The organism is Nocardia sp. NPDC050175 (genome assembly GCF_044459885.1).
In the GTDB taxonomy this organism is placed as follows: domain Bacteria; phylum Actinomycetota; class Actinomycetes; order Mycobacteriales; family Mycobacteriaceae; genus Nocardia.
This window is the reverse complement of record NZ_JBITJI010000004.1, coordinates 110,856-125,490: the sequence shown is the minus strand read 5'-3', so window position 1 is coordinate 125,490 and position 14,635 is coordinate 110,856. Positions and strand designations below refer to the sequence as shown.

The following is a 14,635-nucleotide window of genomic DNA, read 5'->3' as shown; positions in this document are numbered from 1 at the left end:
ACTAGATCCCTACTGTCATCTGCTCCGCACCCGAACGGGATTTCGCGTGAATCGTCAAGGTGCCGACCAGGATTGCGGCGATGACGAGCAGTACTGCTACGCCGAGGACCAGGCCGGGCCAGCCGTAGTGGACGTAGGCGATGCCGCCGGCTCCGCCGATTATGGAGCTGCCCAAGTAGAACGCGAAGAGGTACAGCGAGGATGCGGCGCCTCGGTTTCCATTCGCCATGGCACCGACCCAGGCTCCTGCCACCGTGTGGGCGCCGAAAAAGCCTGCGGTGCACAGGGACATGCCGATGACGAGGGTGACGAGGTTGTCGGGGATGGTCATGGCCAGCCCGACGGCCATGATCGCCACGGCGGTGGCGAGGACTCGGAGTCGCCCGACGCGGTCGGCGACGCGACCGGTAATCGCCGCGGCCGCCGATCCCGCGAGGTAGAGGACGAACACCAAACCGGCCACGGCCTCGGGCAATTCGAACGGTGGCCGGGTGAGGCGGTAGCCGAGGAAGTTGTAGAGCGAGACGAAACCGCCGATCAATACGAAGATCAGCGCGAACAGGGTGAGCAGACCGCGGTGGCGTAGCTGCGCGGCGAGATCGCCGAGTACTGTGCGGATTCCGGCAGGTCTGGCGACGAAACTGCGCGAGGGCGGCAGACCGCGGACGAACCACACGGTGCACACCGCGGCCGCGATCGAGATGGTCGCCTCGGCCCACCGCCACGAGGCCACGCTCAGGGTGAACGCCGGAATCACGCGTCCGGCCAAGCCGCCGAAGGTGGTGCCCGCGATGTAGACGCCCATCGCCGCGCCGAGCCCGTCGGGTCCGATCTCCTCGGCCAGATAGGCCATCGCCACGGCAGGCACCCCGGCCAGGGTGAGCCCTTGGAGCGCCCGCCCGGTCAGCAGCACATCCAGCGTCGGGCTGAACGGCAGCAGCACGCCGATAACAGCCGAACTCACCGCCGACACCGTCATCACTCGCGTGCGACCGAACCGCGAGGACAGCGCGCTCACCGGAATGATCGCCAGCGCGACGACCCCGGTGGTCAGCGAAACCGCAAGCGCCGCATGGGCAGGCGTCGCACCGAACGCGGCGGACAGGCTCGGCAGCAGCGCCTGCGCGCTGTACATGGTCGCGAAGGTGGCCAAGCCCGCCGCGAACAGCGCGGTGGTGATCCGGCGCTCGTGCGTGGTCCGGCCCCCGGCGACAGGCCGGGTCTTCGTCGAGGTCATGGCCTTCAGAATCGCTCGCCACCCCTTCCGAAGGGAAATGAATAATAATGGCGGAGTTCATGCACCGAACGCATATAGGCAGACCAGTCGCGGCCGCTCCGACCTGCACTGTGAGGCTCGTCACTAGGATCGAGGAGAGTGGGCACCCATGCTGAGCGAGGACCTCGAGTGGTTCACCACGCTCGCCCAACTGGAACGCGTCGGCGCCGCCGCCGAACGCCTGCACATCGCCCAGCCGACCCTGTCCCGCATGCTCGGCAGGCTCGAGCGCAGGCTCGGCGTCGAACTGTTCGACCGCCACGGCAAACGCATCACCCTCAACGAGTTCGGCCGCATCTATTACGAACACGCCCGCCGCGCCCAAGCCGAACTCGACACCGCCGCCAAGTCCATCGACGATCTGAACAACCCTGCCAACGGCGTTGTGCGCCTGTCCTTTCTGCATTCCTTCGGCGGCTGGCTGGTTCCGCAACTGGTCGGCGAATTCCGTCGTGGTTCGGCCAGAATCACTTTCGCGCTACGCCAGGGTCCCGCCGAGATGGTGGCCACCGATGTGCTCGACGGGACCTCGGATCTGGGTATCGTCTCGCCGCGCCCGACCATGGCGGGCATCGGCTGGCGCGGCCTGCTCCGGCAGCGGCTCGCGCTGGCCGTGCCCGCCGATCACCGGCTGGCCGGCCGCAGGCAGGTGCGCCTCGACGAGGTCGCCGACGAGGACTTCATCGCCATGCATCCCGGCTTCGGCATGCGCCGCATCGTCGACGAACTGTGCGCCGCCGCCGACCTGCGCCCGCGCATCGCCTTCGAGGCCAGCGACCTGATCACCGTCGCGGGCCTGGTCGCCGCAGGTCTTGGCGTCGGAGTGCTGCCGGAGGAGGACATCGGCCCGGCGAGCTCGCCGCGCGTCGCCGGTGTGAAGGCGGATGTGCGGCTGCCGGGGCCGGTGCTGATCCCGCTCGCGGACGCGGGCGCCACCCGCGAGGTCGGGCTGGTGTGGTCGGCGCAGACGTCGGCGCCGGGGGCCGCGCGACGCTTTCGTGATTTCACCGAGGATTGGGCGCAGCGACGCCGGGGAATCCCCTGATCATCCGGTCCTCCCGTTAGCGGCTTATTCACTGGGCGGTGTCGGTGGGGCGCGTTAAACTTTCATCAACACAGCAGCACGTCGAGACCGGAAAGCAGGCTATAGCCACTTTTGAGAACACAAGGCGAGATCGGCGACCCGACAACCTCCGCAGCAGGCTCGCGCTTACCCGCCCCGCCGACTTCGTCGGCTGCCACCCCCGGGACGGCTGACGACAACACCTCGGGTCCCGCAGCACGCACCGTGCGTTCCAGTATCGAACTCGCTCCCGAATCCGTGTTCCCGTTTCTCGGTTCGGCCGACCAGAACCTGCGTGAACTCGAAGAGTTGCTCGACGCGGACATTCACGTCCGCGGCAATTCCGTCACCCTCACCGGCAAGGCGGCCGACGTCGCCCTCGCCGAGCGAGTGATCGAACAGCTCGTCGCGCTCACCGGCCGGAACCGAGTGGTGACCCCGGAAGCGGTGCGGCACACCGTTTCGATGCTCACGGAGGGCTCCTCCGAGTCCCCGGCCGAGGTGCTCAGCCTGGACATCCTGTCCCGGCGCGGCAAGACCGTCCGGCCCAAGACACTCAACCAGAAGCGCTACGTCGACGCGATCGACGCCAACACCATCGTGTTCGGCATCGGCCCCGCGGGCACCGGCAAGACGTATCTGGCGATGGCCAAGGCCGTGCAGGCGTTGCAGACCAAGCAGGTCACCCGGATCATCCTCACCCGCCCCGCGGTGGAGGCGGGCGAGCGGCTCGGCTTCCTGCCCGGCACGCTCAACGAGAAGATCGACCCGTACCTGCGCCCGCTCTACGACGCACTGCACGACATGATGGATCCCGAGGCCATCCCGAAGTTGATGGCGGCCGGAGTCATCGAGGTCGCGCCGCTGGCATACATGCGGGGTAGAACTTTGAACGATTCGTTCATCGTGCTCGACGAGGCGCAGAACACCACGGCCGAGCAGATGAAGATGTTCCTCACCCGGCTCGGGTTCGGTTCGAAGATCGTGGTGACCGGTGACGTCAGCCAGGTCGACCTGCCGACCGGAGCGCGATCGGGGCTGCGCGCGGCCAGTGAGATCCTCACCGACATCGACGACATCCACTTCTCGTACCTGACCAGCAGCGACGTGGTCCGGCACCGGTTGGTCGCCGACATCGTCGACGCCTACGATCGGGCCGAGTCGGAGCGTACGCCGCAGGTCGGCGCGCATTATCCGGGCAACCGGGCGCAGCGTCGGGCCGCGAGTCGAGGCGATCGACACTGAGTTGCGCACAATGTCGGTCATTTGGTCGACACCCAACGGCGTTGGGTGTCGACCTGCGGCATTAGGCTGACCGGGTGAGTATCGAGATCGCCAACGAGTCGGGTATCGACGTGCCCGAAGAAGATCTGGTCAGTGTCGCGCGCTTCGTGATCACCCGGATGGATGTGCACCCCGCCGCGGAACTGTCGATGGTTCTTGTCGATCTCGACACCATGGCCGACCTGCACATGCGCTGGATGGACCTACCCGGCCCGACCGACGTCATGTCCTTTCCGATGGACGAACTCGAGCCGGGCGGGCGCCCCGACAGCCCCGAACCCGGCCCGTCCATGCTCGGCGACATCGTGCTGTGCCCCGAGTTCGCCGCGGGTCAGGCCCGCAAGGTGGGTCACTCGCTCGACCACGAACTCGCGCTGCTCACCGTGCACGGCGTGCTCCACCTACTCGGCTACGACCATGCCGAGCCGGAGGAGGAGAAGGAAATGTTCGCGCTGCAGGCCCGGCTGCTCGAAGAGTGGTACGAGAGCCTGCGCGAAGCACAGCGTCGGGCCGAGCTCGCCGCCCGAGACGCCAGGTTGCTGGGGAAGGCGGGCTTCACCACACCGGGTGACGCATTAGGACCCGCGTGAATTCGCTGACCCTGATAGTGCTTGCCGTCCTGCTCGTCCCCGTGGGGGGACTGTTCGCGGCCATCGATTCGGCGTTGAACACCATCTCGCAAGCCCGCGTCGACGATCTGGTGCGGGCCGACCGGCCCGGCGCGGTGCGGCTGAGCAAGATCGTCGGCGACCGCGCCCGGTACGTGAATCTCATGGTGCTGCTGCGCATTCTGTGCGAAATCGGCGCCACCGTGCTGCTGGCCGCGGCACTGATCGCGGTCTGGGAAGACGACTGGGCGCTGCTGGTCACCGCCGTCGTCATGGTGCTGGTGTCCTACGTGGTGATCGGGGTCGGCCCGCGTACGTTGGGCCGCCAGCACGCCTATTCGATCGCGCTGGCCGCGGCGCTGCCGTTGCAGTTCATCGGCGCGCTGCTCGGCCCGTTGTCCAGGCTGCTCATCCTGCTCGGTAACGCGATCACGCCGGGTAAGGGTTTCCGCAACGGCCCGTTCGCCTCCGAGATCGAGCTGCGCGAAGTGGTCGAGATGGCCAGCGAGCGCGGCGTGGTGGCCGACGAGGAACGCCGAATGATCCAGTCCGTCTTCGAACTCGGCGACACCGCCGCCCGCGCGGTGATGGTGCCGCGCACCGAGATGGTCTGGATCGAAGCGGATAAGACTGCGGCACAGGCGATGTCGCTCGCCGTACGGTCGGGGCACTCGCGCATTCCGGTGGTCGGCGAGAACGTCGACGACATTCTCGGCGTGGTGTACCTGAAAGACCTTGTGCCCTATACGGAACGGGGCCGCAAAGTGCTGGTGCGCGAGGTCATGCGCCCGGCCGTGTTCATGCCCGACTCCAAACCTCTCGACAGCCTGCTCGACGAGATGCAGCGTAGGCGCAACCACATGGCGCTGCTCGTCGACGAATACGGCGGCATCGCCGGGCTGGTCACCATCGAGGACGTGCTCGAGGAGATCGTCGGCGAGATCGCCGACGAATACGACACCGACGAGACGCCGCCCATCGAAGACCTCGGCGACGGCCGCTACCGCGTATCCGCGCGACTGCCGGTGGAAGACCTCGGCGAGCTGTACGGGCTCGACATCGAGGAGGAGGACGTCGACACGGTCGGTGGGCTGATGGCACACGAGCTCGGCCGTGTGCCGCTGCCCGGGTCGAAGGTCGCGGTGCACGGGCTGATGCTGCGTGGTGAGGGCGGTGCGGACACGCGCGGGCGGGTGCGGGTGCACACCGTGGTGGTGCGCAAGGTGAAGGACGCCGACGGCGAGAAGTCGAACGGCAAACGCAAAGGCAATGGCGCGGATCGGGAGACCCCGGCCGGTCGACACGAGGACGGAGACACCGAATGACCGAATTGGATCCCGAGGACAACAAACTGCTGGTGCTGGCGCGCGGGGCGATGGGTCGCGTGGGCGGCGCCAGCGGCGCGGCGGTGCGCGACACCGACGGCCGCACCTACGCGGCCGGCGAGGTGACCCTGACGGCGCTGCGGTTGACCGCGCTGCAGTCGGCCGTCGCGGCCGCGATCTCCAGTGGCGCAGAGGGATTCGAGGCGGCCGTGGTGGTCGGCGGCCGGTTGTCGGACTTCGGGGTCGCGGCGGTGCGCGAGGTGTCGCCCGCAGCCAAGATCATCTTCACCGATCGGGACGGCGCGGTATTCGAGATCGTCGACGACTCCCAGCTTGCCGTCGACGCGGCGCAGGCCAGCGAGGTGCGCGGTGGCTGACGGCGAATTCCGTTCCGGTTTCGTCTGTTTCGTCGGCCGGCCGAACACCGGCAAGTCGACGCTGACCAATGCCCTGGTCGGCCAGAAGATCGCGATCACCTCCTCGCGCCCGCAGACCACCAGGCACACCATCCGCGGCATCGTGCACCGCGACCATACCCAGCTCATCCTGGTCGACACTCCCGGCCTGCACCGCCCACGCACCCTGCTCGGACAGCGGCTGAACGACCTTGTGCGCGATACGTATTCGGAAGTCGACGTGATCACGCTGTGCATCCCCGCCGACGAGAAGATCGGGCCGGGCGACAAGTGGATCGTGCAGCAGATCAAGCAGATGGCGCCCAAGACGACGTTGCTCGGTGTGGTCACCAAGATCGACAAGGTGAGCCGGGATCAGATCGGCGAGCAGCTGCTCGCGTTGTCGAACCTGCTCGGACCTGACTGCGATGTGGTGCCGGTGTCCGCGGTCAAGGGTGAGCAGATCGAGGTTCTCATCGATGTCATCGCCTCGAAAATGCCTGAGGGGCCAGCGTTTTACCCGGACGGTGAACTGACCGACGAGCCAGAGGAAACCCTCATGGCCGAGCTCATTCGCGAGGCGGCCCTCGAAGGTGTCCGCGACGAACTCCCGCACTCGCTGGCCGTGGTAATCGAGGAGATCCTGCCGTACGAGCAGAACGAGGAAATGCTCGACGTGCACGCCATCCTGTATGTCGAACGCCCCAGCCAGAAGTCGATCATCATCGGCAAGGGCGGCGCCCGCCTCAAAGAGGTAGGCACCAACGCCCGCCACCAAATCGAGAACATCCTCGGGACCCGCATCTACCTGAACCTGCACGTGAAGGTCGCCAAGGATTGGCAGCGGGACCCGAAACAGTTGGGCAAGTTGGGGTTCTAGGGCGTGGTTGTGTGCCGTCGGCGGATCACTCTGCTGGGGTCCGATCGAACACAATGCCGGTAGTCGATGCTATCGCCCCGACGGTTCGCGTGGCGGCGTCGACGTTGACGACCAATTGCCGTGGCGAATCGGGCGGGGGGATAGATGCCACATTGATCGGGCCGTTTGCCGGTCCGGTGCACTCGAGCAACTGAATCTTCTCCAGCGCTGGCAGGCCGGCAATGGGTGAGGTCGTCGGGAAGTTCGACGAATTGCGGATACAGCGATCGGAGCCCGGGCACGGCCGAGATCAGTGCTGGTAACGCTGCGGTGAGATCACAGTCGGTCAGCGTCAGGTGCTCGAGTCGGGGTGCGCACCGCGCCGATACGAGGGCAGTCGGTGCCCCTCTGCCAGAGAGCCTGAGGCTGTCCAGTTCGTGCTCGACCACCGATCCCAGATCGTATTCCGCCGCGATCGTGCCGAGCCCGATCGATTCGGCCACCGCATCGGCGATCTGCTCGAACTGCCGTTTGACGCTGCGCTGCGGTCGAACGCCAGGGATGTAGCGCCTGATCAGCCCGGCCATGTCGGACCGCCGCTCTTGCTCCCCTGCTGCTTCGCCAACAGGAGATGCGCGGCCCGACCGGCCAGCGCGGTACCGAGCCTGACCGCAACGAGTTCCGCACTCATGTTTCCCCTGTCGCAAGGCAAGCACTGTCCGATCGCCCCTCGTGGCCCCGAGCAAAGTGCGGACAATCGATGCCCAGCCCTTAAAATCTGCACCCTGTCTCGGGATCGGCACCGACTTTAGGGCCCTAGAGCGAGTGCTGATCCCGAGAGAGAGTGCAGATTTCGCGTAGACGTGAGTCGGCGCGTGGCCAGTGGTGGTGATCTGGGCCATCCATGTGCTCGGCGGCACCGAATATCTAGCAGTTCCATGCGTTTCACCGTCATCGATGGGGAATCACCGAGGAGGAATTTGTGGGTACACGATTGTCCGCACTGTTCACGGCCGGGTTCTCGGCGCTGCTGATCTCAGGTGTGGCTTCGCCGCAGATAGCACATGCGGACGACAGCCCGGCTGAGAGATCCGCTGAGCTGGAAGAAAAGCAAGCCGCGAAGAATGAAGAAGAATGGAAACAGATCGCCAACGATTTCTGCGATGGAGCCATCGATCCTCGCAAGGATTTAGAGGGATCGAAACGGCAGTTCAGCGACGAAGCGATCGAGCTGTACGACAAGGGGTATCGCCTCAGTCCACTGGAGTACGACAAGGGAGACGACCCGGTAGATTACGCTCGAAAGTATACGATGACAAAACTTACCATAAAGAAGAATTCGGGAAAGGGGAAGCAGGCGAGGACGACGGAAGAAGAGGTAGATTTTTCGCCGCCGGTCGTCGGCTGGAAAGACGATGATAGGCTGCGGTTTTGGCGGTATTTGGTCTGCGAGGTCGATGATTTCAAGGCGGCCTACGACAACGCGCTCAAGGTAGCGGACACGGAAATGAAACCAAAGCTGGGGAAAGACTTCGGTACCGATGGTGCTATTCTCGCCTTGTATGACAAAAAGATGGCTATTTTGCAGGAGGCCGTGAAAAAGGCCGCCAAGGATCGGGGAGACTCATAGAAACCGATTCAGTGAGATAGCCACCACGGGTCAGGGCGTTCACGTTCCCAATGCAATTCCGACTCCAGTTGTGCGGCAACCGAAATCAGAAGCGGTTCGGTGGACGTTGTGCCCATCAGTTGGGCGCCGACGGGTAGGCCAGTGTCGGTGAATCCGGCGGGGACGTTCACGCTTGGCCAGCCGAGGACGTTCCAGGGCCAGGTGTAGGGGCAGGCGGCGGTGATGAGGTTGTTGGTGGCGTGGACCCCGATGTTGTCGATGTCTTCGGCGCGTGGGGGAGGGGTTGCGGTGGTGGGGGCGAGGACTAGGTCGTAGTTGTGGAAGAAGTTGCCGATGCGCTTGTGTAGTAAGGGTTCTGCTCGGCGGGCGGCGAAGAGGGCGGGGCCGTCGAGGAGGCGGCCGAGGCGGGTGTTGGCGATGGTGCGTGGATCTACTTGGGCGCCAGGGAATTTCTGGTGGGCTGCGCGGATGCCGGCCATGGATCGGGGAAGGAATGATGCGCCGATCATGAGGCCGTAGTGCAGGTCGGCGACGGTTACGGTGTGGCCTAGCTTGCGCAGGGTGTCGCCGATGCGGCGCACTGCGGCGGCGATTTCGGGGTCGAGTGCGGTCCTTGTCGCGGTGAACGGGGTGTTCAGTGAGAGGGCGATGCGCAGTCGGCCGGGATCGCGGCCGACTGCCTCGGTGGCGGAAATTGTTGGGGGAGTGTGTAGATCGCCCTGATGTGGTCCGGCGGCTACGTCGAGGAGTAGGGCGGCGTCGGCGACAGTGCGCGCCAGCGGGCCGTTGACGGTGAGTCCGTAGAACGCTTCGGCGTGCGGCCAGGTGGAGATCCGGCCGCGCTGCGGCTTGATGCCGACGAGATTGGTCCACGACGCCGGGATGCGGACGGAGCCCGCGCCGTCGGAACCCAGTGCGGCGGGGACCAATCCGGCCGCGACCGCCGCCGCCGAGCCGCCGGAGGAGCCGCCCGGTGTGTGGTCGGCGGCCCACGGGTTGCGGGTGTATCCGAAGGAGGCCGCGCTCGTGAACGGCAACTGGCCGAGCTCGCAGGTATTGGTCTTGCCGACGATCACCGCGCCTGCCGCGCGCAACCGTCGAACCGATTCGGCGTCTTCGGTTTTCGGCGGGAAGTCGCCACCGCAGCCGAATGCTGTTGGCTCACCGGCGATATCGGTGTCGTCTTTCACCGCGATCGGCACTCCGAGCAGCGGCGGACGTTCACCCGCCGCGAGGCGCCGGTCGGCCTCGGCCGCCTCGGCTAGTGCCCGCTCACGACGCACGATTCGGAACGCATTGAGCGTCGACTGAGATCCCTCGATGCGATCGAGGGCGGCACCGACGGCGGCGACGGAGCTGATCGTGCCCCGCGCGATGGCGGCGGCATGGTCGGCCAGCCCGAGGTCGCCGGTCTGCGTCTCGGAGGTTTGCCGAGTGGTGTCCGCCATTGTGAGCTCCGTCTCTTCGTGCTTCCGGAAGACGTTAGCGCGCAACTGGTCAAGCGACTAGTTCGCCTCCGGCATCTAGCCCTCGCGGCACCCCGTCTCGCGACCGTCGGGTTGTTGATTTCCGCAGTTCTACCGGCCGATCTATAGACATACATACCGAATGTATGTAACAGTGTTCGGACCGCAACGCACTGGAGGAACGATGGGAATCAGCACCGAACTCGGCCGCACACACGAGATCGACCTGCCTGGCGGCCGCATCCGATACCACGACATAGGCGAGGGCTCGCCGGTCCTTTTCGTGCACGGCCTCCTCGTCAACGCGGACCTGTGGCGCAAGGTCGTCCCCGGCATCGCCGCCGCGGGCTACCGCTGCCTGACCCCGGACTGGCCGCTCGGCTCGCACCAGATCCCGGTGCCGGACGCGAGCCTGACCGTGCCGGGCGTCGTCGACCTCATCGCGTCGTTCCTCGAACGACTGGACCTGACCGATGTCACCGTGGTCGCCAACGACACCGGCGGTGCACTCACCCAGGTCTTGATGACCAGTCATCCGGCCAGGATCGGCCGCGTGGTGCTCGCCGCGGTCGACAGCTACGAGGCCTTCATGCCGCCACCGTTCAACGTGTTCCCCTTGCTGGCCAAGATCCCGGGCTCGATGCGCCCGGTGACCGAGGTGGCGCGCATTCGCGCGCTGCATTCGACGCCACTGGTGTTCGGCTCGATCGCCAAGCGCCCGCTGCCACCGGAGATCGCCGACTCCTACCTGGTGGCCAGCCGCGAGTCCGGCGCCATTCGTAAGAACCTGCGACTGTTCCTGAAGAACGCCAAGAGCCGCTACACGCTGGAAGCCGCCTCGCATTTCGGGTCGGTCGAGATCCCGGTGCTGGTGGTGTGGGCCCGCGAGGACAAGATCTTCCCGATGTCCTACGCCGAACGGCTGACCAGGGATCTGCCGCACGCGACGCTGAAGATCATCGACGACTCCTACACATTCATCCCGGAAGACCAGCCCGAGTTGCTCACCGAGTCGATCCTGGAGTTCACTCGGCTGCATGCCACGCCGTAGCCAGGAGGATCGCTCCCGCACCACCAGGGCCGCGCTCGAACAGGCCGGACGTCGGCTGTTCACCGAGCGCGGCTTCGCGGCGACGTCGGCCGAGGAACTCGTCACCGAGGCCGGGGTCACCCGAGGCGCCTTGCATCATCACTACGGCGACAAGCGCGGACTGTTCCTCGCGGTCTTGGAACAGATCGAGGTGGAGACCACCGAAGAGATCGAAAACGCCATCGCCACCGTCGATCCCGACGATGTGATGGCGGGCATGGCGGTCGGTCTCGGTGTCTTCCTGGAGATCTGCCAGCGTCCCGCGATGTTGCGTATCGCCCTCACCGACGCGCCCGCCGTGATGGGCTGGCAGGCCTGGCGCGAATTCGAAAGCAGGCACGCCCTCGGCATGACCATCGCTCAGCTGGAACGCGCGCGCGCCGCCGGCCTGATCGCCGACGGCCCCATCCAGGTGCTTGCGCAACTGATAATCAGCGCCCTCAACGAGGCGGCCCTGATCGTCGCCCATGCCGAGGACCCGGACCGCGCCCGCGCCGAAGCACAGCAGGCGATACTGCAGCTGATCTCCGGCATCGTAAGGACCTGAATCAGCTCGAGCGCAATAGTCGTGCCCGATCGTGCGGGCACCCAGAATCGGCGAGATGAAGCTCGTAGCGATAGGTGTCGGCCTCGCGGTCGGCTTCGGTCTGGCCGGAATAGCACAGGCACAGCCGCTCACTCCCGATTACACACAGGCCCCGAACGGCGTCGGTGTCACTGATCCGGCACTCACGCCCGCGATCTCGCCGATCCAGGTGCCGACGACCGAGGTGCAGCGCGGCCCCGACGCGACGACCATCGTCGCGCACCCCTACCTCGCGCCGTGGGTGCACAACCTCGTCCCGATCGCGCCGAATACAGCCGTCGAGGTACAGGGCGCGGCCCGCGTCACCCTGCCCGGCGCGGCCGACGGTCGTGCGCTGGTCATCAATCCGAACGGGCACTGCCTGTTCGACGGGCCCGGCGCCGAGCCGGCCAAGCTCGGCGCGACCGCACTGACTCCCGTACGGGTAGACACCCCGCTCTTCCAACTCGTCATCGAACCGATGCTGTACCGCTGAATTACTCCACGAATTGCAGCTCCACCTGCGGTAGCTCGACCATCACCCGGGCGCACACGGCCCGATGCCAGGTGGCCGGGTACCGCGTGTCCGGCTCGTGCCTGCAGTAGTCGTCGTTGGTCCGATAGGTGTGCAGGCGCGGCGAGATCTCACCGGCGCCGATGGCGTCGACCATCGCCTCGACCACCTGCTCGGTCTCGTCGGCGATCTCGGCCAGCTCGCGGGCCGCGGTGTCCGGAATCTGGAACGCTCCCCGCTCCCAGCGTTCTACGGTGCGCTCGGCCACGGCGAAGAGCCGGGCGCACCAGGGCACCGGCAATCCGAGTAGTTCGCGAGTGGCGCGGAAGCCTGCGGCCGTTCCGGTACCAAGTAGGTCGTCCAAATCCGAAAGCCCCTCCCCAGCAGTACGGTAGAGAAAAGGATAGGTCAGCGCGCCGACCGGCATGGTGGATTCGTCGCCGGAAGTGGCAGTGCGGGTGCCGCGCCTGCCAGGGGCTGTCGGGTCTTCGTGGGAGGATGAGGCGTGCGTTTGTATCGGGATGTGGCGGTGGTGGTACGCCAGCACAAGCTGGGCGAGGCGGACCGCATCGTCACGTTGCTGACCCGCCAGCACGGTTTGGTGCGCGCGGTGGCCAAGGGGGTGCGCCGGACCAAGTCGCGGTTCGGGGCCAGGCTGGAGCCGTTCGCCTACATCGACGTGCAGCTGCATCCCGGTCGCACGCTGGACGTGGTGACCCAGGTGCACACGGTGGAGGCGTTCGCCTCCGACATCATCGACGACTACGGCCGCTACACCACCGCCTGCGCGGTGCTGGAAACCGCCGAACGGCTGGCCGGTGAGGAGCGGGCGCCCGCTCCCCGGCTGCACGCGCTCACCGCGAGCGCGTTGCGCGCCATCGCCGCCAAACAGCGGCCACACGAACTGATTCTGGACGCATTCCTGTTGCGCGCCATGGGTTTCGCGGGTTGGGCACCCGCGCTGGACGAATGCGCCAAGTGCGCGACGCCGGGCCCGCATCGGGCGTTCCATGTCGCGGCAGGCGGCGCGGTGTGCGTGCACTGCCGCCCGCCAGGCTCGGCGACCCCGGCGCCCGGGGTGCTCGATCTGCTGGTCGCGCTGCTGCGCGGCGAGTGGGAGTACGTCGAGACGGTGCCGGAGGGGGTGCGCAGGCAGGCCAGCGGTCTGGTCGCCGCGCATCTGCAGTGGCATCTGGAACGGCAGCTGCGCACGTTGCCGCTGATCGAGCGGTCGAGCCCGGTACGCGCCCCCGCCTGATCCGCGGCGACCGTGGAGACCTTCACAAGGCCTCCACAACCATCAGGCAGGATAGGGGCCGTGATCCTCCGCCGAGACTCCTCCACCGCGACCAAGTCGGGCGCTACCCGCACCGTTCGTCCGCCCTCGCAGCACCCCTCGGGCGCTCGTCCGCCGGAAATCCCGGCCGTGCTGGTACCGAAGCATGTCGCGCTGGTGATGGACGGCAACGGCCGGTGGGCACAGGAACGCGGACTGCCGCGCACCGCTGGCCACGAACGCGGCGAGGCCGTGCTGATGGACACCGTCGAGGGCTGCATCGAGATCGGCGTGAAGTGGCTCTCGGCCTATGCCTTCTCCACCGAGAACTGGCGGCGCAGCCCCGAGGAGGTGCGCTTCCTGATGGGCTTCAACCGCGACGTGATCCGGCGTCGTCGCGACGAGATGCACGAGATGGGTGTGCGGGTGCGCTGGGCCGGGCGGCGACCGCGGCTGTGGCGCAGCGTGATCAACGAACTCGAGGTCGCCGAGGAGCTGACCAAGGACAACACGGTGATGACCCTCACCATGTGTGTCAACTACGGCGGCCGAGCCGAAATCGCCGATGCGGCAAGGGAAATCGCGCGCCGGGTGGCGGCGGGCGAGATCGACCCGGAGAAGGTCACCGAGGCGACGGTGGCGAAATATCTGGACGAGCCGGACATGCCGGACGTCGACCTGTTCCTGCGGCCCTCCGGCGAGTTCCGCAGCTCGAACTTCCTCATCTGGCAGTCCGCCTACGCCGAATTCGTCTACCAGGACACCCTGTTTCCCGATTTCGACCGGCGCAACCTCTGGCAGGCCTGCCTCGAGTACGCTTCGCGTGACCGCCGGTTCGGCGGTACCAAATGAACGGCGGCACGGACATGGAATCAACGGTGAGTCCGGAACACGAACTGCAGGCGCGAGCCGGTGCCTGCCTGTCGATCTACGACATCGACGTGCGCGTCGACCCCGAGGGCTCGATCGGCTTCGAATACGAGGGCTCGCTGTGCTCGTTGCGCGCGGTGCGGCTCGCGCCCGGGCTCGACGTGCTGACGCTGACCTGCGTGCTGGCCTGGGATCGTCCGGTGAAGGCGCAGTTGCACAAGCGGGTCGCCGAGCGGAACAACGAGCTGCAGTTCGGCTCGCTCACCGTGATCGTGCGCGAGAAGCTCGCCGACGTCATCCTGCGCTACACCTTCCCGGCGGCCGGGCTCGATGATCAGGCGCTGGCCACCATGCTGGTGCTGGTGCTGTCCGGGGCCGGCCGCGCCCGTCAGGGCTTGTTGCTGCCCTGAATTG

The 14,635-nt window shown here is 66.5% G+C and carries 17 protein-coding genes; 13 read left to right on the top strand and 4 right to left on the bottom strand.

What is annotated here, in order from left to right; translation table 11 throughout:
* Position 1: 1 nt before the first annotated feature.
* The gene (locus tag ACIBK2_RS15095; protein ID WP_396967505.1) at positions 2-1,237 is read right to left on the bottom strand and encodes an MFS transporter; all 1,236 of its coding nucleotides are present in this window, start codon (positions 1,235-1,237) and stop codon (positions 2-4) included.
* Between the two features lie 148 nt (positions 1,238-1,385).
* Between ACIBK2_RS15095 and ACIBK2_RS15090 the strand changes: the two genes are divergently transcribed.
* From ACIBK2_RS15090 to era, 6 genes are all read left to right on the top strand, one after another.
* Entirely contained in the window at positions 1,386-2,321 is a 936-nt protein-coding gene (locus ACIBK2_RS15090; protein WP_357382842.1) for a LysR family transcriptional regulator, read from the top strand.
* 243 nt (positions 2,322-2,564) lie between these two features.
* Positions 2,565-3,584: a PhoH family protein gene (locus ACIBK2_RS15085; protein WP_396967502.1), complete on the top strand. Its 1,020-nt coding sequence runs from the start codon at positions 2,565-2,567 to the stop codon at positions 3,582-3,584.
* Positions 3,585-3,658: 74 nt separating this feature from the next.
* Complete coding sequence (gene ybeY, locus ACIBK2_RS15080; RefSeq protein ID WP_396967500.1) at positions 3,659-4,213, top strand: rRNA maturation RNase YbeY; 555 nt, start codon at positions 3,659-3,661, stop codon at positions 4,211-4,213.
* Positions 4,210-5,556 (top strand): hemolysin family protein, encoded by a 1,347-nt coding sequence (locus ACIBK2_RS15075; protein WP_396967498.1) that lies wholly within the window; start codon positions 4,210-4,212, stop codon positions 5,554-5,556. Before ybeY ends, ACIBK2_RS15075 begins: the two co-directional genes overlap by 4 nt.
* Positions 5,553-5,933 (top strand): cytidine deaminase, encoded by a 381-nt coding sequence (locus ACIBK2_RS15070; RefSeq protein WP_379282571.1) that lies wholly within the window; start codon positions 5,553-5,555, stop codon positions 5,931-5,933. Before ACIBK2_RS15075 ends, ACIBK2_RS15070 begins: the two co-directional genes overlap by 4 nt.
* Positions 5,926-6,831 (top strand): GTPase Era, encoded by a 906-nt coding sequence (era, locus tag ACIBK2_RS15065; protein WP_396967495.1) that lies wholly within the window; start codon positions 5,926-5,928, stop codon positions 6,829-6,831. The genes ACIBK2_RS15070 and era overlap by 8 nt, the downstream gene beginning before the upstream one ends.
* On the opposite strand, the gene ACIBK2_RS15060 is transcribed toward era, so the two are convergent.
* A complete protein-coding gene (locus tag ACIBK2_RS15060; RefSeq protein ID WP_396967493.1) occupies positions 6,828-7,712 on the bottom strand; it encodes a hypothetical protein in 885 nt (294 codons plus the stop codon). The genes era and ACIBK2_RS15060 overlap by 4 nt on opposite strands.
* 80 nt (positions 7,713-7,792) lie before the next feature.
* Here ACIBK2_RS15060 and ACIBK2_RS15055 point away from each other — a divergent pair, with 80 nt between their 5' ends.
* Positions 7,793-8,440: a hypothetical protein gene (locus ACIBK2_RS15055; protein ID WP_396967491.1), complete on the top strand. Its 648-nt coding sequence runs from the start codon at positions 7,793-7,795 to the stop codon at positions 8,438-8,440.
* 8 nt (positions 8,441-8,448) lie between these two features.
* Here the strand turns inward: ACIBK2_RS15055 and ACIBK2_RS15050 are convergent, their stop codons facing one another.
* Complete coding sequence (locus ACIBK2_RS15050; RefSeq protein ID WP_396967489.1) at positions 8,449-9,888, bottom strand: amidase; 1,440 nt, start codon at positions 9,886-9,888, stop codon at positions 8,449-8,451.
* Between the two features lie 202 nt (positions 9,889-10,090).
* On the opposite strand from ACIBK2_RS15050, the gene ACIBK2_RS15045 reads away from it, so the two are divergent.
* From ACIBK2_RS15045 to ACIBK2_RS15035, 3 genes are read left to right on the top strand one after another with little or no spacing between them, the layout of a single operon-like run.
* Entirely contained in the window at positions 10,091-10,957 is an 867-nt protein-coding gene (locus ACIBK2_RS15045) for an alpha/beta fold hydrolase (protein ID WP_396967487.1), read from the top strand.
* Positions 10,944-11,543 (top strand): TetR/AcrR family transcriptional regulator, encoded by a 600-nt coding sequence (locus ACIBK2_RS15040; RefSeq protein ID WP_396967485.1) that lies wholly within the window; start codon positions 10,944-10,946, stop codon positions 11,541-11,543. Before ACIBK2_RS15045 ends, ACIBK2_RS15040 begins: the two co-directional genes overlap by 14 nt.
* A gap of 55 nt (positions 11,544-11,598) precedes the next feature.
* A complete protein-coding gene (locus ACIBK2_RS15035; protein ID WP_396967483.1) occupies positions 11,599-12,057 on the top strand; it encodes a hypothetical protein in 459 nt (152 codons plus the stop codon).
* Between the two features lies 1 nt (position 12,058).
* Here the strand turns inward: ACIBK2_RS15035 and ACIBK2_RS15030 are convergent, their stop codons facing one another.
* Entirely contained in the window at positions 12,059-12,502 is a 444-nt protein-coding gene (locus ACIBK2_RS15030; RefSeq protein WP_396967481.1) for a DUF1870 family protein, read from the bottom strand.
* 78 nt (positions 12,503-12,580) lie between these two features.
* Here ACIBK2_RS15030 and recO point away from each other — a divergent pair, with 78 nt between their 5' ends.
* From recO to ACIBK2_RS15015, 3 genes are read left to right on the top strand one after another with little or no spacing between them, the layout of a single operon-like run.
* Positions 12,581-13,333, top strand: a complete 753-nt coding sequence (gene recO, locus ACIBK2_RS15025; protein WP_396967479.1) for a DNA repair protein RecO — start codon at positions 12,581-12,583, stop codon at positions 13,331-13,333.
* A gap of 60 nt (positions 13,334-13,393) precedes the next feature.
* Positions 13,394-14,203, top strand: coding sequence for an isoprenyl transferase (locus ACIBK2_RS15020; protein WP_379282579.1), 810 nt, complete (start codon positions 13,394-13,396; stop codon positions 14,201-14,203).
* Positions 14,200-14,631, top strand: a complete 432-nt coding sequence (locus ACIBK2_RS15015) for a YbjN domain-containing protein (RefSeq protein ID WP_396967476.1) — start codon at positions 14,200-14,202, stop codon at positions 14,629-14,631. Before ACIBK2_RS15020 ends, ACIBK2_RS15015 begins: the two co-directional genes overlap by 4 nt.
* The last annotated feature ends 4 nt before the right edge of the window (positions 14,632-14,635 follow it).

Excerpts from the sequence above, each read along its gene's own strand:
- ACIBK2_RS15095 (WP_396967505.1), bottom strand. The coding sequence starts at position 1,237 with ATGACCTCGACGAAGACCCGGCCTGTCGCCGGGGGCCGGACCACGCAC.
- ACIBK2_RS15090 (WP_357382842.1), top strand. The coding sequence starts at position 1,386 with ATGCTGAGCGAGGACCTCGAGTGGTTCACCACGCTCGCCCAACTGGAA.
- ACIBK2_RS15070 (WP_379282571.1), top strand. The coding sequence starts at position 5,553 with ATGACCGAATTGGATCCCGAGGACAACAAACTGCTGGTGCTGGCGCGC.
- ACIBK2_RS15060 (WP_396967493.1), bottom strand. The coding sequence starts at position 7,712 with ATGGCCCAGATCACCACCACTGGCCACGCGCCGACTCACGTCTACGCG.
- ACIBK2_RS15050 (WP_396967489.1), bottom strand. The coding sequence starts at position 9,888 with ATGGCGGACACCACTCGGCAAACCTCCGAGACGCAGACCGGCGACCTC.
- ACIBK2_RS15045 (WP_396967487.1), top strand. The coding sequence starts at position 10,091 with ATGGGAATCAGCACCGAACTCGGCCGCACACACGAGATCGACCTGCCT.
- ACIBK2_RS15040 (WP_396967485.1), top strand. The coding sequence starts at position 10,944 with ATGCCACGCCGTAGCCAGGAGGATCGCTCCCGCACCACCAGGGCCGCG.
- ACIBK2_RS15035 (WP_396967483.1), top strand. The coding sequence starts at position 11,599 with ATGAAGCTCGTAGCGATAGGTGTCGGCCTCGCGGTCGGCTTCGGTCTG.
- ACIBK2_RS15030 (WP_396967481.1), bottom strand. The coding sequence starts at position 12,502 with ATGCCGGTCGGCGCGCTGACCTATCCTTTTCTCTACCGTACTGCTGGG.
- ACIBK2_RS15015 (WP_396967476.1), top strand. The coding sequence starts at position 14,200 with ATGAACGGCGGCACGGACATGGAATCAACGGTGAGTCCGGAACACGAA.